Origin of the sequence: Lentzea sp., from assembly GCF_036380075.1 — a bacterium.
Taxonomy (GTDB): Bacteria; Actinomycetota; Actinomycetes; order Mycobacteriales; family Pseudonocardiaceae; genus Lentzea.
The window spans coordinates 1-25,993 of record NZ_DASVFL010000226.1; the positions used below are offsets into that span (position 1 = coordinate 1).

The window sequence follows — 25,993 nt, forward strand, 5'->3', positions numbered from 1 at the left end:
CCCATTGCTGCATGGTCTGGGTCATTCTCGTCTGCTTCCCCTGCCTTCAGAGGAGGCAACTGACTGGCCCAGTCGGCAAATGTCGGAGTCTTCTGCCCGCCAGGACCGTGCGTAGGCTGCGGCAGCATTGCGACCGTATTCTTAGCCGCAACGAGCACAAGCCGCTTGCGAACTTGAGGAACGCCGTAATCTAGGGCAGAGAGCACTTGACAAGTAACATCGTAACCGTGCTTCTTGAGAGCACGGACAAAAGAATTAAAAGGACCAGTGCGACCGACTTTTTGCAAACCCGGTACGTTCTCAACAACCACATAATCGGGACTTAGCGCAAGAATAAAACGTTGGAACTCAGCCAGCAGAAAGCGCCGCGGATCCTTCTTACCTGAAGATCTGTTCTGCTTAGAAAAGGGCTGACACGGTGCACATCCGGAAAACAAGACAGGCTGCTTCTTGGGAAGGATCTTAGCGATCTCTTCAACATCCAGAGACTGAATGTCACGCTCGAAGAACTTCGCTTCGGGAAAGTTCTCCCGGTACGTCGCCGCAGCCTCTGGATCGTTGTCGATTCCAGCCAAGATCGACATCCCGGCATCGCGGAAGCCGAGACTTGTCCCGCCGCAACCGGAGAAGAAGTCCACAACCGCGATCGTCATCGTGCCTCGCCGTCAGTGCTGTTCCAGGAACGCCCTAACCCGAGCGCGGACATACTCTAACACAGGGTTCGAGTCCTCAATAGCAGCTAGCGCTCTTTCCTGCTCCGTGAGAATCTCGGCAGAGGTAACAGTTTCCCATTCCTCTCTTCCCAATGCCCTGGCAGTTCTGGTAACCCAGTCCTCCTTGCCTCCATCAACCTCTGCAGCCAGGCCTTCCATCTCAAGCAGTAGCGCCTCAGGAGTGTCCCCCGGCAGATAGTCGACGTTTGCATATATCCAGGCGAGCACGGCCCTTAGCTGCTTCTCTTTGTCACCTGCCGCCGCGACACCGCCCGCACCGTTTAGCGAAAGCTGTGGCTTTCCGCCAAGCTGGAGTGTCACTACTTCCTCAAGCTTGTCTTCGGAGACCTTTGACGGCTCGACAGCGTCTTCCTTTGGTTTCTTATCCCCATCCAGCAGGACAAGACTCCTGTCATTTTCCGCGAGAGCAAATGCAGGAACGAAGCGTTGCTGGATCCCGTCAGCACCTCCCGGAAGGGAGGCGATCTTAAGCTGCGCACTTGCCGATTCACCCAGCGGTCGTATGGCGCGCCTAACAATCGCTTGAGCCAGCTTATCTTCGACATAAATAGTTTTTTCTTGCGCCAAACGTACACCAAGCCGGAAGAACGCCTCAGACGCGTCAGACTCCTGAGAGACAAGCTCGACTTTTCCATCTGCCGCAGAAGAATGAAAGACTTTGATCGCCTCAGGTGGCAGACCGCGCACTATCTCAGGCGAATGTGTAGAGATCACAATTTGAAGCTTCTTTAGCTTCGACTGCTCCGCCAAGAATTCCATGAGCTGGCCTTGCGCCCCAGGGTGAAGTGAGACCTCAGGCTCATCCAGAAGTATCAGCGAGCCGTCCTTGGCCTCGCTCACTTTCTTGACAAGCATCGCAACCGCGAACTCGCCACTCCCAGCGAATGCCTCAGAATAACGCAGACCGAAGTACCTTAGTATCACCGTAGAGCCCTCGACATCAAGATACTTATGAGTCAAGAAAGTGATCTTCTCGTACTTTCTGCCAAGAATCCGAGAAATCCAGTAGCACTGTCTTTCGGTGGCATCCACGCCGGGAGACACGATTCTGGGCGACGAGAAGAAGGAGTGCTCCGCACGCCCGCTCGCCAGAGACTCAGCGATATGCGGCGAGCGACGTCTAATGAACGCCTTCTTCTCGGTGAGTGTCGCCCCACCCTTGCGATAGGGAACGTGAAAGAAGAACTTGTCGTAGGCAGATAGCTCGGATCTGAAGTCCAGATACTCAACTGTTTTCTTGATTGCTTTCCAGCGGGTCTGAGTTCGTTCCGACGGAAGAGTCTCGCCCGGCTTCAGCTTCTCCACCGCCTGCATCCCGTCACCAATAATGGGGCGAGATGGCTCAAAGTAATCCGGATTCTCTCCTCGAACAATTCGAGTTTTGATCACCTCAACAACTTGCCCAGTACTGGGAGCAATGTACCCGTGAATGAACCTATGCCTATCCACATTGTCGATAGGGTCGAGGCTTGTCGAGAACCAGTACTGTCCTACGTTGTAGTAATCGGGACATCCTTGCAGTGCACGCAACACTGCAGTCTTATTCGTTCCGTTCGGTCCAACAAGAGCTGTGATGGGGTGAGTGAAGTCGACCCGTGTTCCTTCCCGAATGTTACGGAAATACGGAAACCGAATGTGTCGGATAAACGGTTCGAACTTCCCGGCCTCCAGCATGCTGGATAGAGCCTTGTGCGTCTTGTCCACATGCACCCCTGCGGTCGCTCTTGAACTACGCATCAGACATCGTATGGCGTGCCGACTGCGTTAGCTCCTATCGCAGGATTGACACGTTCAGGTGTCGACTTCGCGTCCACAATGTAGGTAGCCGACAGATGATCACGGTGCGCGCTTCGCCCTCCCGCCAACCGAGTCTCGCCGCACGTCCACACAGCAGTCACCGTCTATGCAACGTTCCCAGCACTGGATTGCAGAATTTGGCTCTACGGGATCAAGGCGCCGCCGCTGGCGGCGCGTGCGGTCTGGCGCTGCGCCAACATCCATCCCGGCACTCCCGGCATCCGCTTCGCTCCGCCGGTCGGCCGGGCGGCGCTGCGCGCCGGACCTCGGACGCCAGCTGTCTGCTTGCACGATCCGAGCTCCGATTCGTCCCGACTCCCAACGAGCGCCAGCGCGGTCACCGCAGGCGGCTGTGCACGGCGCTCGACTGCCGCGACGGCTGCGCCGCCTTGCCACCGAACCATGTGGCCCACAGTTCCTGGCGTCTCAGCACTGCGGAAGCCAGTTGCTCGAAGAGGTCCGTAGCTGGCAGCCTCTGACCATCGACTCAACAGGTGTCGCCGGGGCACCCGAGGCTACGGCCAAACCAGCGGTAGTAAGAGGCGGCAGGTTGATACCCGCACGCGTGGCACACGTTCGGTGCCCTGAATAGTCGCCGCTGGAACCCGGCACCTCACTCAGCTACAGCATCGCCCACACGGCAATGGCCGGCAGCGCCGCGCCAAAGCTGGAACAAGCGCCACCGGCCGTGTTCGAGGCTCAGTGTCGGGATGGTGGCATGGGTATGGGCGGGTCCAAGAGACAAAGATCAACCCACACTTAACCCTCACAAAACGACGACAGACGTCGAGAAGCGACTGTCCACAGTGCTCAGATCAATACGGCATCCGCGCAGGTAGTGAGCGTTGTCGAGGAAGATCAGCGAACAACGCCAAGCGAGTGCTCTTACTCTTCGGGTTCAGGGTTCGAGTCCCTGGCGGCCCACCAAACCCCCAGGTCACAGGCCTGGGGGTTTCGCATTTCAAGATCGCTGACACAGCCTGCCCACGCTTTACTCCTGTAAAACTGCTCCCGTGAGCCATGTCGGTGTGTCCCGCGCTGATGTCGAGTCGCAATTCATGCGCCTTCTGAGCGGCGAGACGAGCCGCGAAGAGGTCGACCGGTGGGTTGCTGCCCAATTGGCTCGAGACGTCACCGTCACTGACGCTGCCGTGCGAACGGCTATCGAGCGACTCCATGGTGTCGATCTCCGCCACGGAGCCTGCCTGCCCTACTTGCACAGCGAGGAGCCAGCCTTGGTTGACATCAGGCCTGCGATGCGGGCGGTCCCGTCGACGGACGGGTCACCCGGTCAGCTGGCCGCGTGGAGCTCTTCGGACGACGAGCTGACCGAGGCGCTCTGGAGAAAGTTCAGCGAGACGGCCAAAGCTCTGTTCTCGGTGCTGATCGACAACCCCGGGACGAAGTTCAACGGCGACGAACTGGGTCGGTTGCTCGACCTGCCCGCCGGCAAGCAAAGCGTTGCGGGCGTCCTCGGGTGGCCAGGCCGGCACTGCCAGGCGGCTGGACGACCGTGGCTGTGGGCATGGGACTACGCCGAGGGCGAGAACGCGCGGTACTGGATGACTGACGAGGTCGCCGACCTCTTCCGGCCGGCTCGGGCGAGGTGGGGTGGACGCCCGCAGGAGGAGCGGCTGAGCCCGTAGCGGTCCGTCCAAAGCGAAGCCCCCAGGCCAACAGACCTGGGGGCGTCTCAAAAGACCGGTCAGTGGTGCACGCCCTCCGCGGACCCACTGGTCCGGTTCGGCAGCAGAGCCGCCACCACGATCGTCACCACCGCCAACCCGGCAGCCACGACGAACGCCAGCCTCATCCCGCTCAACTGCGCCGCATCCGCGGAAACACCGGCCGAGGCAAGGTCACTGGCGCGCGCCGACATCACGGTCACCACGAGGGCGGTGCCCACGGCTGCCGCCACCTGCTGCAACGTGCCGAGGATCGAGCTGCCGTGCGGGTACAGGGAGGACGGCAGCGCGCCCATGCCCAGGGTGAAGATCGGGGTGAACGTCGCGGCCAAGCCCACCATCAGCAGCGCGTGCAGGGCCAGGATCTGCCAGTAGGGCATGGAAGTCGACACCTGGGTGAAGCCGGCCAGTGACAGCACGATGGCCACGGAGCCCGGGATGATCAGCGGGCGGCTGCCCAGGCGGTCGTAGAGGCGGCCGACTGTCGGGCCCAGCAGGCCCATGGCCAGGCCGCCCGGCATTAGCAGCAGGCCAGTCTGCAACGGGGTCAGGCCCCGCAGGTTCTGCAGGTACAAGGGCAGCAGGATCATCGAGCCCATCATGGCCAGGAAGGCGACGCACATCAGGACCAGGGACAGGGCGAACGTGCGGTGCTTCAGGGTGCGCAGGTCCATCAGCGGGGAGTCGGTGCGCTGCAGTTTCACCTGGCGGAAGACGAACAGGGCGATGGTGACGGCGCCGGCTGCCACGATGCCGATGCTGGAGCCGAGCTCGCCCTCGCCGAACAGGCTCAGGCCGTAGACCAGGCCGCCGAAGCCGAGGGTGGCCATGGCCGCGCTCGCCCAGTCGATGGTGCTGACCTTCGGTTCGCCGATGTTGGTGAGCTGGCGCAGGCCGAAGTGGGTGACGGCGCCCGCGATGGGCAGGACGGCGACGAACAGCAGGCGCCAGGAGCCCAGCTGCAGGATCAGGCCGGAGATGGCCGGGCCCAGGGCCGGGGCTACCGAGATGGCCAGGGTGACGTTGCCCATCACCTTGCCGCGGTCGCGTTCGGGCACGACGGTCATCAGGGTGGTCATCAGCAGCGGCATCATCACGGCGGTGCCGGCGGCCTGGACGATGCGGCCGATCAGCAGGATCGTGAACGTCGGGGCGACCGCGCAGAGGGCGGTGCCGGCCAGGAACACGCCCATCGCGCTCGCGTAGCCCTGGCGGGTGGTGACGCGTTGCAGGAACCAGCCGGTGACCGGGATCACCGCCGCCATGGTGAGCATGAAGGCCGTGGAGACCCACTGCGCCGCCTGCTCGGTGACGTGCATCGACTCCATCAGGCGCGGGATCGCGTTGATCATCAGCGTCTCGTTGAGGATCACGACGAACGTCGCCAGCACCAGCAGGCGCACCACGAGCGGTGTTCGGCCCGTCTGTGCGGTCGGTCGTTCCTGGATCGCTGCAGGCATGTCAGGCCCTCACTAGGTTGCTGGCGCGGTCGTCTCGCGGCCGAGGCAGCCGTCGTCGACGTTCTTCGTGACACCGGTGGAGACCGGCAGCTCTGACAGAACTCATCGGTGTGTCCGAAGTGTTCCTCATCGGCGGGCCGTCCTCACCCCAATTCCGCCATCGGCGGATCTGGCTCTCGTCCTCCTGACCAGACGTCGAACGGCGGGGTGGCGGAATCGACATCCGCGCCGGAGAAATTTCCGGCGGCCTCGGCCCGTGGTCCGGGACGGGGTTCGGACCACGGGCCGATCCGGCCGGCCGCGGGCGGTGGAAGCGTTGCCGTGCATGAGGTTTCCGAACGGGTGGGTCGGGGGTTCGGCGCTGGTGGCCGGGCCCGTGCTGGTGTTGGTGGGCACGTTGCTGCGGTCGCCGTTCCACTTCTTCTTCCCGGACCAGTTGCGGGCCGTGGCGGAGCACCCGGCGTTGGTGAGGGCCGCCTACACGGCGTTCCTGGCCGGGAACGTGGTGCTGTGGGCGGCGGTGGCGTATCTCGTGCAGCGCATCGGGGTGCGCAGGCCCGGCTGGGCGACCTGGGCCGGGGTGCTGGTGACGGTCGGGCTCTTCGAGCGGACGTTCCACGCCGGGGCGGACCAGGCGGCGTTCACGGCGGTGGAGCACCTCGGGGTGGAAGGCGCCACGGAACTGGTGGCGAGCGGGTACGGGGAGCTGCACCTGTTCAGCTTCCTGTCGTTCACGATCCCGTTCGGCTGGTTCGTGCTGGCGGTCGCGAGCCACCTCGGCGGGGTCCTCGGGAAGGTGCGCGTGGTGGCGTTGGCGACCACGGGACTGCTGCCGCTCGGGGTGCTGAAGGGCACGGAGGTCCTGTCGGTCGTCGGGACCGCCGGGCTGTGCGTCGCGCTGGTGCCGCTGGGCGTCCGGGTGATCGGTCAGCAGCGGAAACCCACCAGGCGGACCGTGCTGACGGCCGTGCCGGTGGCACTGGGGCTAGGGGCTCTCGCGGTGCTGAGCACGCTCGGATGAGAGGGACGGCAGGGCGAACCACAGGCCGCTGAAGACGACGAAGGCCGCGACACCGACCACGATGGACGGCCACAGCCCGAGGATCACCTCGGCCAGCATGAGGACCGTGCCGGTCATCGCCAGCGAGAGGAAGGCCATGCCCACCAGGGCGAACGTGTTGCCGTAGCGGACGATGTCCTCGCGGCGGCCCTGGCGGAAGAGGACGCGGTGCCAGGCGGCGGGGGCGGTGAGGAACGCGACGGCGATCGCGGCGCACAGGACCGTCGCCAGGTGCGTCACGCGGACGTAGTCGCTGGTCGAGGCGTACTTGTCGGTGAACGCTATGGAGAGCAGGAAGCCGAAGAGGATCTGCACGCCCGCCTGGGCCACGCGCAGTTCCTGGAGCAGCTCGTTGACGTTGCGGGCGAGTCTGCGTTGGTGGGATTCCTCGGCTTCGCTCACGGCAGTCGCGTACCCGGCGGCGGCCGGTTGAAACGGGCCGTTCGGGCTACGCGGCTAACGGTTGATGACGAAGAAGTCCGTGACGAACGCGACCGGGTCGCCGGCGGTGTTGCGGCCCACCCACGTCGGGTAGACGCCGTCGCCCCAGCCCGTCGAGAACGCCACGACGTTCAGGCCCGTCAGCGGGTCGATCACGTTGGCGGGACCGCGGCCGCCGCCGACGGCGCCGAGCGCGTCGATCAGGTCGCAGTTGCCCACCTCGTCGTCGCTGGCCAGGCGGTCCAGCGCGGCCGCGGCGGAGAGGTCGAAGAACGCGCCGGTGCTCGACTTCACGTCGTAGCCGAACTCCGGCATCACGGGCAGCATCGGCACGTGCTCGCCCGGCACCACGGCCGGTCTCCACGAGTAGGCGGGCTCGTCGCGCACCGTCAGCTTGGCCGCGGCGACGCGGTAGCCCTGCCGCACGTCCGGGAAGCCGTCGCCGTCGATCCACGAGACCAGCGAGACCGACACCGGGTACCGGCCCGGCGGGACCTCCTCGGTGAACGCCTCGGCGTCCTCCGGCCACAGCACGAACGGGTCGGCCGCGACGAGCCTGCCCGTCGGCAGTGCCAGCTCACCGACCTGCCGCACCGTGACGACCTGCTGCTCGCCACCTCCGGTCGGCTTGCCGACCGGTCCGTCGACGAAGAACCGCTCGAACCCGGTCCTGATCAGTTCAACCGCCCCCACGCGTAGGCCACCTCCTGAGGGCATGTTGGCAGAAGCCTCCGACACCCGATCGGGGCACCAGGGGTGTGCGCGCCCGGCGCGGAGGGCCTCGGGCGACCCGCACGGGTGCGACCCTGCGGCGATGCGGATCCCGTCGGCGGAGGAGGCCGTCCCGGCCGGGATCACGGCTCAGAAAAGTTGACGCGGTTGTAACGGCGGCGCGCGTTCGCCCAGCGGACGCACGATCCGCTGACGGCCGCTGCGGCGGGAACCGCTCCGCTCGACGAAGATCACGGCAGGTCAGTGCCGTAACCTGGAGGGCGTGTCCGTTCCCACCCTCAAGATCGGCCCGTTCGCCGTCGACCCGCCCGTCGTGCTGGCGCCCATGGCGGGCATCACCAACGTGGCGTTCCGGCAGCTGTGCCGTCAGTACGGGGCCGGGCTCTACGTCTGCGAGATGATCACCGCGCGGGCGCTGGTGGAGCGCGACGCGATGACCATGCACATGATCACGTTCGACGAGAGCGAGAGCCCTCGGTCGATGCAGCTCTACGGTGTCGACCCCGAGAACGTCGGCGAGGCCACGAAGATGATCGTGGACGAGAACCTCGCGGACCACATGGACATGAACTTCGGCTGCCCCGTGCCCAAGGTGACGCGCAAGGGCGGCGGGGCGGCGCTGCCGTACAAGCGGGAGCTGTTCCGGCAGATCGTGCGGGCCGCCGTCCGCAACGCCGGGGACATGCCGGTCACCGTCAAGTTCCGCATCGGCATCGACGACGAGCACCTGACGTATCTCGACGCCGGTCGCATCGCGCAGGACGAGGGTGCGCAGGCCGTGGCGTTGCACGCGCGCACGGCGTCGCAGCGGTACTCCGGCAAGGCGGACTGGACGGCCATCGCCCGGCTCAAGGAGGCCGTGACGGGCATCCCGGTGCTCGGCAACGGCGACATCTTCAGCGCCCAGGACGCCCTCGACATGGTCGCCGAGACCGGGTGCGACGGCGTGGTCGTCGGACGAGGGTGCCTCGGCCGGCCGTGGCTGTTCCGGGACCTGCAGGCGGCGTTCCGGGGCGAGCCGGTGCCCGAGGGGCCGAGCCTGGGCGAGGTGGCCACCGTCCTGCGCACGCACGCGACGCTGCTGGCCGCCCACTACGGCGAGGAGAAGGGCCTGCGGGACCTCCGCAAGCACATGGCCTGGTACTGGCACGGCTTCCCGGTCGGCGGCGACACGCGGCGGGCGTTCGCGATGGTGTCGAGCCTGCAGCAGCTGGACGACCTCATCGGGCAGCTCGACCCGAGCGTGCCGTTCCCCGAGAACGCCGAGGGGCCGCGCGGCAGGCAGGGTTCCGCGGCGAAGGTCGTGCTGCCAGAGGGGTGGCTCGACGACCCCGAGGACGCGACAGTCCCCGCCGGCGCGGACGTGATGCACTCCGGTGGCTGAGCGCATCGCGTTACTCGTCGCCTCGCTCGCGCTGCTCGCGGGCTGTGCCGGTCCCGTCGCGGGCACCCCGAGGGCCGCGACGCTCAGCGACGGGGACCGGGCGAAGTTCAAGGAGTTCTACGAGCGCCTGAACAAGGCGGGCGACCAGGGCGTGTCCCAGCAGTCCAAGCTGCTCAAGGACACCCAGCACCCCGACTTCCGGCAGAAGACGTGCGACCTGCGCGGGGCCACCATCAAGGTCGAGCCGACCTGGTCCACGCTGCGCACCGACGCCGACTGGACACCCCCCGGCGACAAGACCCATCCGCGCGGTGACGTCTACGTCGTGGCGGTCACGATCACGCTGCGCCAGGAGGGTGCGGTGGTCGGCAACCAGATCGGATCCGTGCACGTCGTGCTGCTGGACGACGAGGTGTACGGGTTCGCGCCCTGCCTCGGTGGCTGAACGGGTTGTTGATCTTCCAAGCTCACTGGATCGGAGCAGGCGACGGTCAACCGGACGGGGGAAATCCCGCCCGCTCGTGTCCTTCTAGCTCAAGCGGCGCCTCTCGCGGGACGACACCTGCCAAGTGAGGAGGTGACCGCGATGACCGCACTGCGACCCGAGACCGCGCAGAAGACGCCCCAGAAAACGCCCCAGGCGACCCACCAGAACGCCGCTCAGCAGAACCCCCAGCAGCCCCAGCCGTCCGACGCCGGAGTCGACCGGCAGGGGCCGGGGCTCGTCGGGTTGCACGAGTCCATCGCGACGTTGCTCGCCTCCCGCGGCCAGTGGCGCCAGGCGTACCAGCACCTCCGCTCCGCCCTCGAGCTCGTCCACGCGGACCAGGTCGAGCAGCCGCACGTCCCCGAGCAGCTCCGGCGCGAGGTCGACCGGCTGCGCAGGGAGCACGCCGAGGCCCGCGAGCAGAGCCTGCGCGACAGCCTCACCGACTCCTACAACCGCCGCTACCTCGACCAGCGGCTGATGGACCTGCTGGCCGAGCACGGCGCGTGCCGGCACGGGCTGGCCATCGCGCTGATCGACCTCGACTGGTTCAAGCAGGTCAACGACACCTTCGGTCACCTGCTCGGCGACCGCGTGCTCCAGCGCGTCGTGGAGCTGCTGCAGTGCGAGCTGCCCGAGGACGCCTTCTGCGCCCGCTACGGCGGCGAGGAGTTCGTGCTCGTGCTGCCCAGGGTCGACGCCGCCTCGGCCGTGGAGATCGCCGAGGCGGCCCGCGAACGTGTCGAGCGTCACGCCTGGCAGGAGATCGCTCCCGGCCTGCGCGTGACGGTCAGCGCGGGGCTCGCGTACGAGCCGCCCGCGGACGAGGCTCCCGAGCGCCCGGCGGTCAGCGCCGAGCAGCAGCTGCTGCGGGCCGACAGCCTCCTGTACACGGCCAAGCAGTCAGGTCGCAACGCGGTGGCGTACCGTGCCGACGGACGGGTCCGGCTCGCAGGCGCTGCCGCGGGCAGGCGTGCCGTGGGCGAATCACGTGTTCTCGGTTACTACTGAGTGAGCTGGCTCACCCGTTCAGGGCAAGCAGACTGCGCGTAATCGCGTACTGATCGCAGCTGTATCACCCGGAGTGGTCGTCAGAAGTCGGCTACATCCGTAGTATCGCGGGCGCAACTGACACGCCGGTGATGCAACCCTTGTGTCCCGGTCGTCGTCACTTCGTAATGACGATCCGCTTTTGCATCTGACCCAGAAGGGAGATTGGGTGCCCGACGACCCCCGACGTGGCGGCCCCTCTTCCCGCGGTGATCAGGATCCCCAGCACGACCAGCCGACCGGCCGTAGACGTCGCTCGATGGAAGGCGCTGGGGGCCTGAGCGTCTCGGACCTCATCGAGCAGCACAGCAGGACGAACATCCCCCGGCCCGTCCCGCCAGGCTCGCCCGACGCTCCCACGACAGGCAGGCGTGCCCTGCCCGACCCACCTGCCACGGGCAGGCGCGCTCTGCCGGAACCCCCGGCGCAGCAGCCGCAGCCCCAGCAGCCACCCCAGCAACCGGCACAGCCCCAGGGCCCGCGGCAGCAGCCGCCCGCCGCTCACCGACCGGGTGAGCAGACGGGCACGCGCCCGCGGCCGGAGCAGGCGCCTCCGCAGGGCTTCACCGGCGAGCAGGGCGGCAGGCGACGCGTGCCGGACGCCCCCGCCGGGCCTCCGAACGGCGCCGTGCGGCCTCCCGGCGAGCAGACCGGCCAGCGGCCGCGCCCGGACGCGACGGGCATGCAGCGCCGCCCGGCGCCCGCACCGCAGAACCCGGCGGTCCGGCCTCCCGAGGCGGACCCGACCGGCACGAGGCGACGTCCCGCGCCCGGCGAGATGGGCCCGGCCGGCGCACCGCCGCGCAGGGTCGCTCCCGGCGACGCCCCGTCGTCCAACGGCATCCCGCGCCCGCCCGCGCCCGGCGAACCGCCGGCGAGCGGCATGCCCCGGCCACCGGCACCCGGTGACCCGCGGCGCATGCCCCCCGGCGACGCCCCGTCCGCGAACGGCATCCCGCGGCGTCCAGCGCCCGGAGCGCCGGAGGCGGGCATGCCCACCGGCACCGTGCGCAGGCCGGACGCCGGTGGCGCTCCGCCGCGCAGGCTCGCCCCCGGCGACGCGCCGTCGTCCAACGGCATCCCGCGCCCGCCGGCCCCCGACGCGGCGCACCCCGGCCTCCAGCGGCCGCCCGCCCAGGACGGTCCCGCACCGCGGCGCCTCCTGGCGGGGGACGCCACGTCGTCGAACTCGATCGCCCGCCCGCAGGCCCCTGCCGAGGGGCCGGACGCGACGGGTCGCCGCCCCAAGCCCCCGAACGGGGACGTGCCGGGCCGCGGTCCGATGCCGCCGCGCGCGGAGTCGAGCGGTCCCCGGCCGATGCCCCCGCGAGCCGAGTCGAGCGGTCCCCGCCCGATGCCCGGCGCCGGTGGCGGCGGCATCTCCAACCGGCTCGGCGTGCCCGACGCGCCCGCGCCGGAGGAGCCAGACTCCGACGGTCCCGGCCCCGAGGCCACCCAGATCGCCTCGGCGGCGGGGGTGGCCAAGGTCGAGAAGCGCGAAGAGATGGACCCGCTGAGCCTCACTACCGAGATGGAGGCCATCGGCGACGACGTGAAGAAGCGGCGCGAGGTGGACCACACCCTCGCCCGGTTCTCCGCGGTCCACGACGAGCTGCTCGAGCAGGAGCGCCTGCGCAAGGAGCGGCGCGCCAAGCTCATGCCGTGGGTCAAGGACGGCGAGGACGACGAGGAGGCGACGCAGTTCGCCGACCCGGTCGTCGTCGAGACCGACTCCGAGGGCAAGCCGCGGCTGCTGCCCGGCCGCACGCCCAAGCAGCGCAGGCTGATGCGCGGCGCCAAGATCTCGGCGGTCGCCGCCGCGGCCGCGGTGTTCGCCTCGACCGGCATCGGCTGGGCCGCGATGCAGTGGGCCGACTCGAAGATCCAGAAGATCGACGCGCTCGGCGGCAACTCGCAGGCGGTGCAGCAGGCGGAGAAGCAGCTCGGCGACGAGAACTTCCTGCTGGTCGGCTCGGACACCAGGGCGGGCGCGAAGCCCGGCGACAACGTCGGGTCGCAGGCGCAGGAGGGCGGTGCGCGGTCCGACGTGATCATGCTCGCGCACATCCCCGCCGACCGGAAGCGCATGGTCGTCGTGTCACTGCCGCGCGATGTCCGGGTGGCCCGGCCGGCGTGCCGAGCGTGGAACCCGGACAACGGCCAGTACGCCGGTCCGCTGGCGCCCGCGAACGACGTGATGGCCAACTCCGTCTACAACGACGGCGGACCCGAGTGCGTGGCCAACATGATGACCCAGATGACCGGCCTCAAGATCAACCACTTCGTCAGCATCGACTTCGTCGGCTTCCGCGAGATGTCCACGGCGATCGGCGGCGTGGAGATCTGCACCCCCACCAAGATCGTCGACGACGAGCTCGGTGTGGTGATCGACAAGCCAGGCAAGCACGTCCTCAAGGGCGACCAGGCGCTGCAGTACGTGCGAGCCCGCAAGGTCCAGGCGAAGGGCGACGGCGGCACGGACTTCGACCGCATCAAGCGGCAGCAGGGTTTCCTCTCGGCGATGCTGCGCCAGGCGCTGTCGAACGAGGTGCTGCTGAGCCCGACGAAGCTCAACAACTTCATCAACGCGCTCACGAAGTCCACGGTCGGCGACAACATCGACGTCGCCTCGCTGCTGGAGCTCGCGAACTCGTTGCAGAGCCTCGACGCCGGCCGCGTCTCGTTCGTGACGATGCCGCACTGGACCGACGAGGGCCCGACGAAGTCGAACGACGACAACATCGAGCGCCTCAAGGACGACGACATCAAGGCGTTGTTCCAGACGATCATCGACGGAACGCCGCTGCCGCAGGAGAAGGTCGGCGAGCAGAAGCCCGGCGAGAACACCCCTCCCGCGCAGCAGCAGCCCGGCACGGTGGGTGACCCGAAGCAGGTCACGATCCAGGTGCTCAACGGGGACCCGACGAACGGCGGCGCCGCCGACCGGACGGCGAACGCGTTGCAGCAGAAGGGGTTCCAGGTCGCGAAGCGCGGCAACGCGCCGGCGGACGCCGCCAAGACCGTCATCAGGTACGCGAAGGGCAACGAGAACAAGGCGGCCACGCTGAAGGCCGCGGTGCCCAGTGCGGAACTGGTGGAGGCCCCGGAGATGGGCGGCGCGATCGAGCTGACGCTCGGTGCGAACTTCGACGACAAGATCGTGGCGCCGCAGGCGGGCGGCACTCCCCAGCAGGGGAACACCCAGGCGGAGCCCGGCAAGGACCTGTCCATTGTGAACGCGGCACAGGACCCCTGCGCGGCGAAGTGATTCGCCTGGGGTTCACCTCGGGTTCATCCTGGCATGTCGCTGCCGCGATGGTCGGGACGTAGGCTGAGCGCCATGCGCGAGGCCTACCACGACCAGCTACAAGAGCTCGCCGAACGACTGGCCGACATGACCGGCATGGTCGCCGAGGCGATGGAGAACGCGACCGCTGCCCTGCTGCAGGCCGACCTCGGTCTCGCCGAGCAGGTGATCAGCGGTGACCAGTTGGTCGACGACGTGCGCTCCAGCATCGAGGAGCAGTCGTACGCGCTGCTCGCTCTGCAGGCACCGGTCGCGACCGACCTGCGCACCGTGCTCGCGGTGATCCACGCCGCCGAGAGCGTCGAGCGCATGGGCGACCTCGCCCTGCACGTGGCGAAGGCCGCACGGCGCCGCCACCCGGTCTCGGCGATCCCCGAGGACGTCCAGCCGTACTTCAGCGAGATGGGCCGGATCGCGGTCAAGCTCGCGAAGGAGGCCGCGGAGATCATCCGCGAGAAGGACGTCGACCGCGCGCGCAACCTCGAGGACGAGGACGACGCGATGGACGACATCCACCGCCACCTGTTCTCGGTGATCATGGACAAGGACTGGCAGCACGGCGTTCCGAGCGCGGTGGACGTCACGCTGCTCGGCCGCTTCTACGAGCGCTACGGCGACCACGCCGTGTCGGTCGCCAAGCGCACGGTCTTCGTCGTCACCGGCCGGATGCCCGGCTACGGCGACGACGAGAACCTCTAGAGTCCCTCTTACTCAGCGAAACTGCCCATCGCGCTCCGCTTCGAGCTCCGGGTCGGCGTAAGCCTCGGAGAACTCGGCGAGCACGGTGGGCAGTTCTTCGTCCCAGGCCGCCCGCGCCTCGTCCCGCGGCAGGTCCCGCGCGTCGGCGGTGAAGTACGCCCACGCGCGCACGATCTCCGGCAGCAGAGCCAGGTCCTCGTCCGACACGTGCAGCTTCGCCGCCACGTTCAGGATCAGCACCGCGGTGAGCGACGCCGGGCCGTAGACGACCGGGTCGCGGTTCTGCTCCACGGCGGAGGAGGCGACGATGCGCGCGAACGCCCGCGCGGCCTCGACGTCGGCGATCCCGTGCTCCGAGGCCAGGAACGCCTCGACGACCTCGTCCGTCCTTTCCGGACTGATCGACGGGATCACGTACCCGCTCGGCACCAACGCGCTCACGCGCGCGTCGGCGAGGGCGATCAGCTGGACGGGGTGCCGCACGTCCTCGGACCCGATGAGACCTTCCTCGGTCTCCTCGTCGGGCCCCTCCTCCCAGAACTGCTCGATGTCCGGCCACACCCGGTCGTAGACGTCGCTCGCGCTCAACGGCGTGACGGCGTCCTGGAAGGCGTCCGGTGTCGAAGCGATCATGTCCTCCAGCAGCGCCACGGTGCCCTCGTCCGGCGTCGAGAACAGCTCGATGGCGGTGGCGCCGAGCACCGGCTGGCGCATGAACAGCACGGTCTCGCCGACGCCCGCGCGTTCCTGCGTGATCGCGACGACCTCCACGTCCCCCAGCAGGTTCGTGACGAGGAAGGCGTCGCGGAAGTCCGCCGCGGTGCCGGGCACGTACCAGGACGGCTCGGCGACACCGCGTGCCGCAACGGTTTCCGCCGCCGCGAAGGCCTCCGCCCGGTGCTCGGCGGAGCCCACACCGGACAGCGCGCGCAACGCGGTGAGCGCCGCGGGGTCGTCCATCGCCTTCAGGGCCTCGACCATCGGCGTGTGACCGGAGCCGGCGAGCCAGAGCGTCGCGTAGAGCTCGCTCGCCCACGCGTCCGCGAGCAGCCACGACTCCGAACGCAGCGCGGCCGCCGACTCGAGCAGCGCCCCGTACGGGGACTTCTGCTCGGGCCTGCGGCCGGGTGCCTTGCCTTGCTTCTTCTTGCGGGACTTGCTCTGCGGACTCACCCGCAGAAATTTAGCCGAACCGGCCGGAGATGTAGTCCTCGGTCGCCTTCTGGCCGGGGTTGGAGAAGATCTTCTCCGTGTCGTCCACCTCGATCAGCTGTCCCGGCTGACCGACACCCAGCAGGTTGAAGAACGCGGTCTGGTCGGACACGCGCGCGGCCTGCTGCATGTTGTGGGTCACGATGACGATCGTGTACTCCTTCTTCAGCTCCGTGATCAGGTCCTCGATCGCCAGCGTGGAGATCGGGTCCAGAGCCGAGCAGGGCTCGTCCATCAGCAGCACGTCGGGCTGCACCGCGATGGCGCGGGCGATGCACAGGCGCTGCTGCTGACCACCGGAGAGGCCGCCGCCGGGACGCTCCAGGCGGTCCTTGACCTCGTTCCAGAGGTTGGCGCCGCGCAACGAGCGCTCGGCGACCTCGTCGAGCTCCTTCTTGTTCTTCACGCCCGCGAGCTTGAGGCCCGCCACCACGTTGTCGCGGATGGACATCGTGGGGAACGGGTTGGGGCGCTGGAACACCATGCCGATGGTGCGGCGCACCTCGACCGGGTCCACGGTGGACGCGTAGATGTCCTCACCGTCGAGCAGCACCTTGCCCTCGACGCGGGCACCGGGCGCGACCTCGTGCATGCGGTTCAGCGAACGCAGCACGGTCGACTTGCCGCAGCCGGAGGGGCCGATGAACGCCGTGACGTTCTTCGGCGGCACCGCGAGCGAGACGTTCTCCACGGCGTGGAACTTGCCGTAGAAGAGGTTCAGGTCCTTGATGTCGAGTCGCTTGGCCATGTCCGCCCGCTCACTTCGTCTTCGGCGCCAGCGCCCGCGAGATCACGGTCGCCAGGAGGTTGAACAGGGTGATGAGGACGACGAGCGTGATCGCCGCGCCCCAGATGCGTTCGAAGCCCGCCTGCGTCGGGTTGTTGCGCTCGTTCACCATCATCAACGGCAGCGAGGCCATCGGGCCGTCGAACAGGTTGTAGTTGATGAACGGCGCGTAGGCCGCGAGCACCAGCACCGGCGCGGTCTCGCCCATGACGCGGGCGAGGGCCAGCATGATGCCGGTCAGGATGCCGGACAGCGCGGTCGGGATGACGATCTTGACGATCGTCTTCCACTTCGGGATGCCCAGCGCGTAGGAGGCCTCGCGCAGCTCGTCCGGGACGATCTTGAGCATCTCCTCGGTCGTGCGCACGACGACCGGCACCATCAGCAGCACCAGGGCGAGCGACACGGCGAACGCGCTGCGGCCGAGGCCGAACGTCGTGATCCAGACCGTGTAGACGAACAGCGCGGCGACGATCGAGGGGACACCGGTGAGGATGTCGACCATGAACGTCGTCGCCTTCGACAGGCGCGAGCGGCCGCCGTACTCGACGAGGTAGATCGCGATCATGATGCCGATCGGCACCGAGATCACGGCGCAGACGAGGCCTTGGACCAGGGTGCCGTAGATCGCGTGGTACGCGCCGCCGCCCTGCTGGCGGGCCAGCAGACCCGACATGGACTTCTGCCACCAGTCACCGTCGAGGATGACCGGGAAGCCGCGCTGGACGACGGTGTAGAGCACCCACACCAGCGGGATGATCGCGACCAGGAACGCGCCCCAGACGAGCGTGGTGGCGAGGCCGTTCTTGATCCGGCGCGAGACGCTGACCGCCTGGAACGTCGGCGGCGTCGCGAGGCGCTGAGGATCCGCGAGGTTCGTGCTCACTCGTACTCCTTGTGGCCGGCGACGATCGAGCGCGCGATGGCGTTCACGACGAAGGTCAGCACGAACAGCACCAGACCGGCGGCGATGTAGGCGCCTGCCGAGCGCGGGTCGTTGAACTCGGGCGCGGCGAGCGCGATCTTCGAGGCGAACGTCGAGCCGCCGTCGAAGAGCGACCAGCCGAACGAGGCGGTCGCGGTGCTCAGGATGATCGCGACGGCGATGGTCTCGCCGAGCGCGCGGCCGAGGCCGAGCATCGAGGCGCTGATGTAGCCGGCCTTGCCGAACGGCAGGACGGTCGTGCGGACGACCTCCCACTTGGTGGCGCCGAGCGCGATCGCGCCCTCGACGTGCATGGTGGGCGTGCGCTCGAAGACCTCGCGGCTGACGGCCGTGATGATCGGCAGGATCATCACCGCGACGACGATGCCCGCGGTGAAGACGGTGCCGCCGAGCTGCACGTTCACGTTGCCCTTGGCGAAGATCGGGATCCAGCCGAGGTTCTCGATCAGCCACTCGGAGAACGGGTACAGCACCGGGCCGAGCACGAACAGTCCCCAGAGGCCGAAGACGATCGACGGCACGGCCGCCAGCAGGTCCACGACGTAGGCGAACGGCCGGGCGAGGTTGCGCGGCGCGTACTGCGTGAGGAACAGCGCGATGCCCAGCGCGATCGGCATGGCGATCAGCAGGGCCAGCAGCGCGACCACGACCGTGACGAGCGTCAGGTCGAGGATGCCGAACCGCAGGTTGGCCGGGTCGGTGGTGTTCCACTCGCGACTGGTCAGGAAGTTGACGTTGTCCAGCCCGAGCGACGGGATGGCCTGCAGGATCAGGAACAGGCCGATCGCGCCGATGAGGACGACGATGAAGACACCGGACCCCGTCGCCAGGCCGCGGAAGATGCGGTCACCAGGCCGGACGTGAGGTGCCTTGGTCGTTTCTGGAGCTTCCGGTGTCGGGGGAATCGGAGCCTCCGAGGCGTGGGGAGCAGCCGCGACGCCCCCGCCCGCTCCGGACTCGCCGGAGCGGGCGGGGCGCTTGGCCACGACGGGATCGTTCATCGCGTCTGTGTCAGCCGAAGTTTCGCATCAACCTCAGGCGATCGCCTTCACAGCGGTCAGGATCTTGTCCTGGAACGCCTTGGGCAGCGGCACGTAGCCGGCCTCGGCGAGCTGGGCCTGACCGGAGGTGGCGGCGACCGTGAGGAACGCCTTGACGGCCTTCGCGGTGTCGGCGTCGTAGCCCTTCGAGCACACGATCTCGTAGGTCGCGAGCAGCAGCGGGTACGCACCGGCGGCCTTGGAGCCGTAGATCGAGTCGAGGTCGAGGACCAGGTTGTTGCCCTCGCCCTTGACCTTCGCGCCGTCGATGGCCTTGCCGGCCGACTCGGCGGTCAGCTCGACGGCACCGGCACCCGAGTCGATCTTGGCGATCGAGAGCTTGTTGTCCTGCGCGAACGACCACTCGACGTAGGTGATCGCACCGTCGATGGAGCCGACGGCCTGCGCGACGCCGGCGGACTTCTCCTTGCCCTCGCCGACACCGCCCTTGAACTGCTTGCCGTCACCCTTGGTCCAGCCACCGGCGACCTTGAGGTACTTCTGGAAGTTGTCGGTGGTGCCCGACTCGTCCGAGCGGTAGATGACCGCGATGTCCTTGTCCGGCAGGCTCGCGGAACCGTTCAGGGCCTTGATGGCCGGGTCGTTCCACTTCTTGACGGTGCCGGAGAAGATCGCGGCGGTCGTCTTGGCGTCGAGCACGAGGCTGTCCACACCCGAGACCTTGTAGCCGACAGCCACGGGGCCGAAGACCAGCGGCAGGTTCCAGGCCGGGTTGGTCTGGCAGCGCTTGGCGGCGGCCTCGGTCTCGGCGCCGTCCTTGAGGGCGGAGTCGGAGCCGCCGAAGTCGACCTGGCCCGCGTTGAAGTTCTTCACGCCCGCGCCGGAGCCGGACGGGTTGTACGCGAGGTCCACGCCGGGGCAGGCGGCCTGGTAGGCCTGCACGAACGCGTCGACCGCGTTCTTCTGCGCGGAGGAGCCCTCAGCGTTCAGCTTGGTCTTGCCACCACACTCGACAGGCACGGAGGCAGCGTTCGAGGTGGTGCTGCCACCCGTGGTGCTGCCCGTGTTGTTGTCGGAGCCACACGCACCGAGCAGCAGCGCGCTGGCCGCGACGAGGCCGAGCACGGCACCGTGCCGCTGGATCTTCACCTTGGTCCTCCACCTTGCGGAAGCAGTAGCGGTTTCGCGACGGACGTCGCCGCTCGCTACGGAAAGGTAAGTAGCCAGAGTGGACAGACCACCTAGACCGGGTGAACGGGAGGTGAACACCGAACGGGAAGTGACCGGTCACACGGCCGAAAGAGTGAGCGCGTGACCAGGGCGTATGCGTTTTGTGACGGTACGTTGACTACCGCGCGTACTGAACGTCCGCGTCCCAAAGGGTGAAGCCGAGCCTGGTGTAGACGCGGACCGCCGCGGTGTTGTCCGACTCGACGTAGAGCATCACCTGCTCGACGCCCTTCCCGCGCAGGTGGTGCAGGCCCGCGAGGGTCAGCGCCTTGCCGAGACCGCCGCCCTGGTTGTCCGGGTCGACGCCCACGACGTACACCTCGCCCAGTTCGGGCGTGTGCACCTTCGTCCAGTGGAAGCCCACGAGCTTGTCGCCGGCGTCGAACGCGAGGAGGAACCCCTCGGGGTCGAACCAGTCCTCTTCTTCCTTCGCGCGCACGTCCTCGATGGACATCGAGCCCTGCTCGGGGTGCCAGTCGAACGCGCGGTGGTTCACGTAGACGACCGCGGCCTCGTCCCTGCCCGGCGCGAACGCCCGGATCGTGACGCCGTCGGGCAGCTTCGGCTCGGCGAGGTCGCCCTCGAACCGCAGCCGCATGCGCAGCAGCTCGCGGACCTTGCCCAGGCCGAGCTTCTCCGCGAGCTCGGCGGCGCCGGGACGGCCGCCGTGCGACCAGATCCGCAGGCCTTCCTGCGGGAGCGCCTCCACCAGCGCCGTGCCCACGCCCCGGCGGCGGTGCGCCGGGTGCACGGCGAGCTCGGCGACCTTGTTGCCGTCCGAGTCGCCGACCAGGTCGACGTGCGCGTACCCGGCGAGCTCGCCGTCCAGGTGCGCGAGGAGGTGCCCGCTGCCGGTGGCGCCGGGACGCATCCGCAGCCGGACGGCCTCGCCGACCGGTGCCACGCCGTCGGAGTCCTCCGCGGCGGTCAGCAGCCGCCCGACCTCGGCGGCCTGCTCGGTCGTCAGCTCGTCGAACCAGCTCAGTTGCGCCACACCGGCGAACCTACCGCGTGATCAGGTGCTCATCCAGGACGCGGACGACGTCGTCGACCTCGGCCACGTCGGCCGGGCGGCGCGACGAGCCGGGACGCGGCGGGCGGACGAACTTGTAGCCCACGTTGCGGACGGTGCCGATCAACGCCTCGTGCTCGGGGCCGAGCTTGGCGCGCAGCCGTCGCACGTGGACGTCGACCGTGCGGGTGCCGCCGAAGAAGTCGTAGCCCCAGACCTCCTGGAGCAGCTGCGCGCGGGTGAAGACCCGGCCGGCGTGCTGCGCGAGGTACTTGAGGAGCTCGAACTCCTTGTAGGTGAGGTCGAGCGGGCGGCCCTTGAGGCGCGCGGTGTAGGTGGCCTCGTCGATCACCAGGTCGCCGAGCTGCAGCGCGCCGTCGCCACCGGGCTGCGTGGAGCCGCGGCGCGAGCGCACCAGGCGCAGGCGGGCGTCGACCTCGGCGGGACCGGAGGCCGGCAGCAGGATCTCGTCGACCGACCAGTCGGAGTTGACGGCGACCAGACCGCCCTCGGTGACGACCGCCACCACGGGCACGTCCACGCCGGACGAGTCGAGCAGGCGGCACAGCGAGCGGGCGCCCGCCAGGTCCGTGCGGGCGTCGACCAGCACGATGTCGTGGGGTCCGGCTTCGAGGAGCGCGGAGACCTCGGGACGCAGCGGCCTCACGGCGTGCGGGAGCAGAGCCAGTGCGGGGAGAACCGCCTCCGGGTCCGGGTCTGTCGTCAGCAGAAGCACGTCGATGCTCATCGCGGCGCCCTCCAAATCGGCCGTGGTCGGTCACCACGACCAGACCAGCGGCGTACGGTGACCGGGCCCCGTTGCCTGCGGATGACGGAGACGATACCGGTGCACCCCGAGAAAGTCCCAGGTCAAGAAGCCGTGCTCACAGTTGTTTCCACAAGCGTCACGCCTGTTACATCCATGTCACACGACGGAGTGCGGCTGTGGGGCGTCCACCACAAGGGTGACAACGGCCTTGCTTTCGTTGTGGGCCACGGGTTCACGAACAACGTGACCAAGCCGTACGTCGCCCGCGTGCTCGCTCGACTGGCCCGGCGCGGGGGCGTGGTCGCGTTCGACTTCCGCGGCCACGGGCGGTCCGGCGGGCTCTCCACCGTCGGAGCGGACGAGGTCCACGACATCGAGGCGGCGGTGCGGAAGGCCCGTTCGCTGGGCTACCGCAAGGTCGCCACGGTCGGGTTCTCGATGGGCGCGTCGATCGTCCTGCGGCACGCCGCCTTGGGGGAGACCAGGCCGGACGCCGTCGTCTCGGTGAGCGGGCCCGCGCGGTGGTGGTCACGTGAGACCGCTCCCATGCGCCGGGTGCACTGGTTGCTGGAGCAGCCGCACGGCAAGCTCGCCGCGCGGGCCATCGGGGTTCGGCTCGGCGGCAGCTGGGTACAGGCGCCGGAGAGCCCGCTGGAGGTCGTGGGGCGCATCACGCCCACCCCACTGCTGATCGTGCACGGTGACCTGGACCACTATTTCGGGGTGGAGCACGCCAGGTCGCTGCACCGCGCGTCCTCGGGACATGGCGAGTTGTGGATCGAGAAGGGCATGCGGCACGCCGAATCGGCCTCGACTCCCGACCTGGTAGACCGGATGGCGGCGTGGACCGCCGCGAAGATCGAGCACTGAACCCGAAGGACGAGGGATGACTGCAGGGTTTTCCGGCCAGACCCCGGCTCGCGCCAAGCCGAGGAAGAAGTCGCGGCGCGGCAAGTTCCTCGTCATCACGGTGATCGTGCTGGGCGTGCTGCTCGTCGCGGCCGACTTCGCGCTGGCGGCGGCCGGCGAGTACCAGATCGCCCAGCGGATGCGCGAGAAGCTCCAGCTCAAGGAAGACCCGTCGGTGCGGATCAACGGGTTCCCGTTCATCCTCCAGGCGCTGCGCGGCGACTACCAGCACGTGGAGATCCGCGCGTACGGCGTGCCGATCAAGGACGAGCAGCAGGGCGTCGACCTGCGCGACCTCGACGTCGAGGCCGACCTGCTGCACACCCGCGTGGAGCTCTCGGACCTGTTGGCGGGCAACGTCTCCAAGGCGACCATCGACACCGTCAAGGGCAGCGTGCGGATCAAGGCGCTCGACCTGAACCGGCTCGCGAACCAGGTGACGCCGTTCGACAAGCTCTCGATCGAGCCGGACAACCGCGTCGCCACGCAGGCCCCTGCCGACCCGGCGGCGCCCAAGACGACCGCCGCGGTCAAGCTCTCCGGCGAGACCAACGTCGCGGGCAAGGTCGTCACGCTCACCGCCTACGGCCAGATCGCCCTGGTCAGCGGCGCGATCCAGATCAACATCGACGACATCGAGCTGAACGACGCCTCGCTGAAGCAGATCATCCCGCAGCTGCGCCAGGCCCTCGCGATCAAGATCGACCCCGGCACGCTGCCGTTCGGCGCGACGCCGACGGCCGTCGAGGTGGAGAGCGGCTCGTTCAAGCTCAGCGGCGAGATCGCGGACGTGCCGTTGAGCCAGCGATGACCGGCGTGTGGGCGCTCCTGGGCGCGCTGGCCGTGGCCGGCGCGATCGGTGTGCTGCTCAAGGTCAGGGAGGGCCGCATCTCCCGTTCCGCCAAGCCCTCCGCCGACCTGCCGGCCCCCGTGCGCGACCTGCTCGCGCCGGGGGTGACGCTGGTCCAGCTCTCCACTACGTTCTGCGCGCCGTGCCGGCACGCGAAGGTGGTTCTGCGCGACCTGGCCGACCGCACCGACGGCCTGACGCACGCCGAGCTCGACGTCACGAACCTGCCGGACGTGGCCGCCCAGCTCGGCGTCATGCGCACCCCGACGACGCTCGCGCTCGCGGCCGACGGAACCGAGCTGCTGCGCGTCGGCGGAGTGCCGAAACGCGACGCATTGCTGGACGCCCTGCGCCCACATTTGCCCTAATCCGGTCGGGTGAACCTGCGTTGTTCCACCAGATGGACATACCTCCCGCACCGAGGGATTGGGAGCTACCCTCGCTGGCATGACCATGCTGCTCACGAAGCGACGCGCGGTTGACCTGTGCCGCGTGCGCAGCAGCCTGTGTCGCACGACGGGCTGACTGGGCCGCTTGACGCCCATCAGCTACCTCTGCCGGACTGAACGCTCTCGTCCGTATGCCCGGAGGTCGTCGTGCCCAAGGACAAACCAGTGGACCCGCGCGGACCGCGCTTCTCCGCCTGGATGACCACGGTCATCCTCGCGATCGTGCTGCTCACCGGCTGGTGGCGGCTGCTGGCCGCCCAGACGGTGCTCTTCGCGATGTGCGCGTTCATCTCGCTGAAGCTCAACCCGTGGGGACACGTCTACCGCTACGCGATCCAGCCGCGCCTCACCCCGACCACCGAACGCGAGGAAGCCGCCCCGCTGCGGTTCGCGCAGGGCGTCGGGTTCGTCTTCGCACTGATCGGCACCCTCGGTTACGCCTCGGGCCTCACCACGCTCGGCATGGTCGCGACCGGCATGGCACTGGTGGCCGCGCTGCTCAACGCCGCGTTCGGCCTGTGCCTGGGGTGCGAGATGTACCTGCTGCTGCGCCGGTACGCACCCGCCAACGCCCGCCCGCAATAAGACACGCACTACTACAGGAGCAACTTCCCATGAGCCGTGAGAACGTGCTGGTCTCGGCCGCCTGGTCCGAGGAGAACCTCCAGACGCCCGGCGTCGTCTTCGCGGAGGTCGACGAGGACACCACCGCGTACGACGGCGGGCACATCCCCGGCGCCGTGAAGATCGACTGGAAGAACGACCTCCAGGACCCGGTCCGCCGCGACTTCGTCGACCGCGAGGGCTTCGAGAAGCTGCTCTCGGCCAAGGGCATCTCCAACGACGACACCGTCGTCCTCTACGGCGGCAACAACAACTGGTTCGCCGCCTACGCCTACTGGTACTTCAAGCTCTACGGCCACACGAACGTCAAGCTCCTCGACGGCGGTCGCAAGAAGTGGGAGCTCGACGGCCGCCCCCTGGACAAGGAGGAGGTCACCCGCGAGGCGACCACGTACTCCGCCCAGGAGCAGGACCTCTCGATCCGCGCGTTCCGCGACGAGGTCGTCGAGGCCATCGGCAACAAGAACCTGGTGGACGTCCGCTCCCCCGACGAGTTCTCGGGCAAGCTGCTCGCCCCGGCCCACCTCCCGCAGGAGCAGGCCCAGCGCGGCGGCCACATCCCGTCCGCGGTGAACGTCCCGTGGTCGAAGGCGGCCAACGAGGACGGCACCTTCAAGTCCGACGACGAGCTCCGCGCCCTCTACGAGGAGGCGGGCTTCGACGGCAGCCGCAAGACCATCGCCTACTGCCGCATCGGCGAGCGCAGCTCCCACACCTGGTTCGCCCTGCGCGAGCTCCTCGGCCACGAGGACGTGAAGAACTACGACGGATCCTGGACCGAGTACGGCTCGCTCATCGGCGTGCCGATCGAGCTCGGCTCCGGCAAGGAGGCCTAAGACATGAGCGACGGCTGCGGCGCCCCCGTACAGGGCGGCACGATCGAAGTCTCGGCGAAGGAAACCGTCCTGGAGGGCAAGGTCCTGGCCGACGGCACCCCGGTGGGCGGCGCGTTCGTCCGCCTGCTCGACTCGACGGGCGAGTTCACGGCAGAGGTCGTCTCCTCCCCGGAGGGCGACTTCCGCTTCTTCGCGGCCCCCGGCTCCTGGACGGTCCGCGCCCTGCACAAGTCGGGCAACGGCCAGGCGGCCGTGTCCGCCGACGGCCCCGGCGTGCACGCGGTGGAGATCGCGGTCGCCTAGACCTGCTCGGAATGTGGAAGGCCCCGGCGGTTGGCACCGCCGGGGCCTTCCACATGACGCCCCAGGCACGCGAAGCCGAAGGCGAGCCAGGCGCGAAGGCGAAGCCGAGCCGTCTTGGCTTTGGCTTGAAACGCAAGGTTCCGGTGGGGTGGTCCCGTCACGAGCCGTGCGAAGCACTCGCTGCAAGCAGGGAGGGGTGTCAAACCGCCACGCTTTTCGGCGGTTTGAC

At 68.3% G+C, this 25,993-nt stretch carries 26 protein-coding genes; 14 read left to right on the top strand and 12 right to left on the bottom strand.

What is annotated here, in order from left to right:
- Together VF330_RS24875 and VF330_RS24880 are read right to left on the bottom strand one after the other, a co-directional pair.
- A partial coding sequence (locus VF330_RS24875; protein WP_330854085.1) for a DNA cytosine methyltransferase occupies positions 1-653 on the bottom strand: 653 nt, incomplete at its 3' end.
- Between the two features lie 12 nt (positions 654-665).
- The gene (locus VF330_RS24880; RefSeq protein ID WP_330854086.1) at positions 666-2,438 is read right to left on the bottom strand and encodes an ATP-dependent nuclease; all 1,773 of its coding nucleotides are present in this window, start codon (positions 2,436-2,438) and stop codon (positions 666-668) included.
- A gap of 1,106 nt (positions 2,439-3,544) precedes the next feature.
- On the opposite strand from VF330_RS24880, the gene VF330_RS24885 reads away from it, so the two are divergent.
- Positions 3,545-4,177 carry a DUF6416 domain-containing protein gene (locus tag VF330_RS24885; protein WP_330854087.1) on the top strand — a complete coding sequence of 211 codons (633 nt, stop codon included), beginning with the start codon at positions 3,545-3,547 and terminating at the stop codon, positions 4,175-4,177.
- Between the two features lie 59 nt (positions 4,178-4,236).
- On the opposite strand, the gene VF330_RS24890 is transcribed toward VF330_RS24885, so the two are convergent.
- A complete protein-coding gene (locus tag VF330_RS24890; protein ID WP_330854088.1) occupies positions 4,237-5,676 on the bottom strand; it encodes an MDR family MFS transporter in 1,440 nt (479 codons plus the stop codon).
- A gap of 325 nt (positions 5,677-6,001) precedes the next feature.
- Here VF330_RS24890 and VF330_RS24895 point away from each other — a divergent pair, with 325 nt between their 5' ends.
- Entirely contained in the window at positions 6,002-6,697 is a 696-nt protein-coding gene (locus VF330_RS24895; RefSeq protein ID WP_330854089.1) for a hypothetical protein, read from the top strand.
- On the opposite strand, the gene VF330_RS24900 is transcribed toward VF330_RS24895, so the two are convergent.
- Positions 6,662-7,138: a DUF6328 family protein gene (locus VF330_RS24900; protein ID WP_330854090.1), complete on the bottom strand. Its 477-nt coding sequence runs from the start codon at positions 7,136-7,138 to the stop codon at positions 6,662-6,664. The two genes, VF330_RS24895 and VF330_RS24900, sit on opposite strands and share 36 nt — an antisense overlap.
- Positions 7,139-7,192: 54 nt before the next feature.
- A complete protein-coding gene (locus tag VF330_RS24905) occupies positions 7,193-7,870 on the bottom strand; it encodes a DUF4241 domain-containing protein (RefSeq protein WP_330854091.1) in 678 nt (225 codons plus the stop codon).
- A gap of 301 nt (positions 7,871-8,171) precedes the next feature.
- Here VF330_RS24905 and dusB point away from each other — a divergent pair, with 301 nt between their 5' ends.
- The 5 genes from dusB (at position 8,172) to phoU (ending at position 14,836) form a co-directional block, all read left to right on the top strand.
- Entirely contained in the window at positions 8,172-9,293 is a 1,122-nt protein-coding gene (gene dusB, locus VF330_RS24910) for a tRNA dihydrouridine synthase DusB (RefSeq protein ID WP_414675448.1), read from the top strand.
- A complete protein-coding gene (locus tag VF330_RS24915) occupies positions 9,286-9,738 on the top strand; it encodes a hypothetical protein (RefSeq protein WP_330854092.1) in 453 nt (150 codons plus the stop codon). The genes dusB and VF330_RS24915 overlap by 8 nt, the downstream gene beginning before the upstream one ends.
- A 141-nt stretch (positions 9,739-9,879) precedes the next feature.
- A complete protein-coding gene (locus VF330_RS24920; protein ID WP_330854093.1) occupies positions 9,880-10,791 on the top strand; it encodes a GGDEF domain-containing protein in 912 nt (303 codons plus the stop codon).
- Between the two features lie 298 nt (positions 10,792-11,089).
- Entirely contained in the window at positions 11,090-14,098 is a 3,009-nt protein-coding gene (locus tag VF330_RS24925) for an LCP family protein (protein ID WP_330854094.1), read from the top strand.
- 72 nt (positions 14,099-14,170) lie between these two features.
- Positions 14,171-14,836 (top strand): phosphate signaling complex protein PhoU, encoded by a 666-nt coding sequence (gene phoU, locus VF330_RS24930; RefSeq protein ID WP_330854095.1) that lies wholly within the window; start codon positions 14,171-14,173, stop codon positions 14,834-14,836.
- A gap of 12 nt (positions 14,837-14,848) precedes the next feature.
- Here the strand turns inward: phoU and VF330_RS24935 are convergent, their stop codons facing one another.
- The 7 genes from VF330_RS24935 to VF330_RS24965 all read right to left on the bottom strand — a co-directional run bounded on the left by VF330_RS24935 (position 14,849) and on the right by VF330_RS24965 (position 21,772).
- Entirely contained in the window at positions 14,849-16,009 is a 1,161-nt protein-coding gene (locus VF330_RS24935; protein WP_330854096.1) for a hypothetical protein, read from the bottom strand.
- Between the two features lie 10 nt (positions 16,010-16,019).
- Complete coding sequence (gene pstB / locus VF330_RS24940) at positions 16,020-16,796, bottom strand: phosphate ABC transporter ATP-binding protein PstB (RefSeq protein WP_330854097.1); 777 nt, start codon at positions 16,794-16,796, stop codon at positions 16,020-16,022.
- Between the two features lie 10 nt (positions 16,797-16,806).
- Positions 16,807-17,721: a phosphate ABC transporter permease PstA gene (pstA, locus tag VF330_RS24945; RefSeq protein WP_330854098.1), complete on the bottom strand. Its 915-nt coding sequence runs from the start codon at positions 17,719-17,721 to the stop codon at positions 16,807-16,809.
- Positions 17,718-18,782 (bottom strand): phosphate ABC transporter permease subunit PstC, encoded by a 1,065-nt coding sequence (gene pstC, locus VF330_RS24950; RefSeq protein WP_330854099.1) that lies wholly within the window; start codon positions 18,780-18,782, stop codon positions 17,718-17,720. The genes pstA and pstC overlap by 4 nt, the downstream gene beginning before the upstream one ends.
- Positions 18,783-18,815: 33 nt before the next feature.
- Positions 18,816-19,931 carry a phosphate ABC transporter substrate-binding protein PstS gene (gene pstS / locus VF330_RS24955; protein ID WP_330854100.1) on the bottom strand — a complete coding sequence of 372 codons (1,116 nt, stop codon included), beginning with the start codon at positions 19,929-19,931 and terminating at the stop codon, positions 18,816-18,818.
- Between the two features lie 199 nt (positions 19,932-20,130).
- Complete coding sequence (mshD, locus tag VF330_RS24960; RefSeq protein ID WP_414675449.1) at positions 20,131-21,006, bottom strand: mycothiol synthase; 876 nt, start codon at positions 21,004-21,006, stop codon at positions 20,131-20,133.
- A 10-nt stretch (positions 21,007-21,016) separates the two neighbouring features.
- Complete coding sequence (locus VF330_RS24965) at positions 21,017-21,772, bottom strand: response regulator transcription factor (RefSeq protein ID WP_330854101.1); 756 nt, start codon at positions 21,770-21,772, stop codon at positions 21,017-21,019.
- A 174-nt stretch (positions 21,773-21,946) separates the two neighbouring features.
- Between VF330_RS24965 and VF330_RS24970 the strand changes: the two genes are divergently transcribed.
- The 7 genes from VF330_RS24970 (at position 21,947) to VF330_RS24995 (ending at position 25,764) form a co-directional block, all read left to right on the top strand.
- Positions 21,947-22,663 (top strand): alpha/beta hydrolase family protein, encoded by a 717-nt coding sequence (locus VF330_RS24970; RefSeq protein WP_330854102.1) that lies wholly within the window; start codon positions 21,947-21,949, stop codon positions 22,661-22,663.
- A gap of 16 nt (positions 22,664-22,679) precedes the next feature.
- Positions 22,680-23,513 (top strand): DUF2993 domain-containing protein, encoded by an 834-nt coding sequence (locus VF330_RS24975; RefSeq protein ID WP_330854103.1) that lies wholly within the window; start codon positions 22,680-22,682, stop codon positions 23,511-23,513.
- A complete protein-coding gene (locus VF330_RS24980) occupies positions 23,510-23,920 on the top strand; it encodes a thioredoxin family protein (protein ID WP_330854104.1) in 411 nt (136 codons plus the stop codon). The genes VF330_RS24975 and VF330_RS24980 overlap by 4 nt, the downstream gene beginning before the upstream one ends.
- A gap of 85 nt (positions 23,921-24,005) precedes the next feature.
- On the top strand, positions 24,006-24,077 hold the full coding sequence (locus VF330_RS42095) for a putative leader peptide (protein WP_414675450.1): 72 nt from the start codon (positions 24,006-24,008) through the stop codon (positions 24,075-24,077).
- Between the two features lie 71 nt (positions 24,078-24,148).
- A complete protein-coding gene (locus VF330_RS24985; protein ID WP_330854105.1) occupies positions 24,149-24,586 on the top strand; it encodes a DUF4395 domain-containing protein in 438 nt (145 codons plus the stop codon).
- Between the two features lie 29 nt (positions 24,587-24,615).
- On the top strand, positions 24,616-25,461 hold the full coding sequence (locus VF330_RS24990) for a sulfurtransferase (RefSeq protein ID WP_330854106.1): 846 nt from the start codon (positions 24,616-24,618) through the stop codon (positions 25,459-25,461).
- 3 nt (positions 25,462-25,464) lie between these two features.
- On the top strand, positions 25,465-25,764 hold the full coding sequence (locus VF330_RS24995; RefSeq protein ID WP_330854107.1) for a DUF1416 domain-containing protein: 300 nt from the start codon (positions 25,465-25,467) through the stop codon (positions 25,762-25,764).
- The last annotated feature ends 229 nt before the right edge of the window (positions 25,765-25,993 follow it).

Coding starts and splice junctions, on each gene's coding strand:
- VF330_RS24890 (WP_330854088.1), bottom strand. CDS start 5,676: ATGCCTGCAGCGATCCAGGAACGACCGACCGCACAGACGGGCCGAACA.
- VF330_RS24895 (WP_330854089.1), top strand. CDS start 6,002: ATGAGGTTTCCGAACGGGTGGGTCGGGGGTTCGGCGCTGGTGGCCGGG.
- VF330_RS24920 (WP_330854093.1), top strand. CDS start 9,880: ATGACCGCACTGCGACCCGAGACCGCGCAGAAGACGCCCCAGAAAACG.
- VF330_RS24925 (WP_330854094.1), top strand. CDS start 11,090: ATGGAAGGCGCTGGGGGCCTGAGCGTCTCGGACCTCATCGAGCAGCAC.
- phoU (WP_330854095.1), top strand. CDS start 14,171: ATGCGCGAGGCCTACCACGACCAGCTACAAGAGCTCGCCGAACGACTG.
- pstB (WP_330854097.1), bottom strand. CDS start 16,796: ATGGCCAAGCGACTCGACATCAAGGACCTGAACCTCTTCTACGGCAAG.
- pstC (WP_330854099.1), bottom strand. CDS start 18,782: ATGAACGATCCCGTCGTGGCCAAGCGCCCCGCCCGCTCCGGCGAGTCC.
- VF330_RS24965 (WP_330854101.1), bottom strand. CDS start 21,772: ATGAGCATCGACGTGCTTCTGCTGACGACAGACCCGGACCCGGAGGCG.
- VF330_RS24970 (WP_330854102.1), top strand. CDS start 21,947: ATGTCACACGACGGAGTGCGGCTGTGGGGCGTCCACCACAAGGGTGAC.
- VF330_RS24975 (WP_330854103.1), top strand. CDS start 22,680: ATGACTGCAGGGTTTTCCGGCCAGACCCCGGCTCGCGCCAAGCCGAGG.
- VF330_RS24980 (WP_330854104.1), top strand. CDS start 23,510: ATGACCGGCGTGTGGGCGCTCCTGGGCGCGCTGGCCGTGGCCGGCGCG.
- VF330_RS24990 (WP_330854106.1), top strand. CDS start 24,616: ATGAGCCGTGAGAACGTGCTGGTCTCGGCCGCCTGGTCCGAGGAGAAC.
- VF330_RS24995 (WP_330854107.1), top strand. CDS start 25,465: ATGAGCGACGGCTGCGGCGCCCCCGTACAGGGCGGCACGATCGAAGTC.